Origin of the sequence: Pseudoalteromonas sp. SIMBA_162 (assembly GCF_046535955.1) — a bacterium.
GTDB classification, from domain to species: Bacteria; Pseudomonadota; Gammaproteobacteria; order Enterobacterales; family Alteromonadaceae; genus Pseudoalteromonas; species Pseudoalteromonas marina.
In genome coordinates this window covers 1-251 of the sequence record NZ_JAWJBQ010000829.1, presented here as the reverse complement: position 1 = coordinate 251, position 251 = coordinate 1, and the positions used below count along the sequence as shown (strand labels likewise).

Annotated in this window: 1 protein-coding gene; it reads right to left on the bottom strand. The window is 62.2% G+C overall.

From position 1 onward, the window contains the following. Window positions 1–251: NAD(P)-binding domain-containing protein (locus R0J88_RS22005; protein WP_410901178.1), on the bottom strand; the 251-nt coding region annotated here is incomplete at both ends.

The window sequence follows — 251 nt, the reverse complement described above, 5'->3', positions numbered from 1 at the left end:
CCGGCATTCATCGCGTTATTGACCATCTTCATCGCCTGACCATCGCCGACGCGAGAGCCGCATCGATAGATGGTTCCGGTAATCGCCTGCAAAGCAGGCATCGCACGTTCGAGCACGCCGTCCGATGCGGCGACCATCAACGTCGCGCCACCGGCGGCGACGACATGCGGACTGGCGGATACCGCCGCATCCATCATGTCGATGCCGGATTTCGCCAGCACGTCGGCAATATGGCGGGTCGTTTCCGGTAC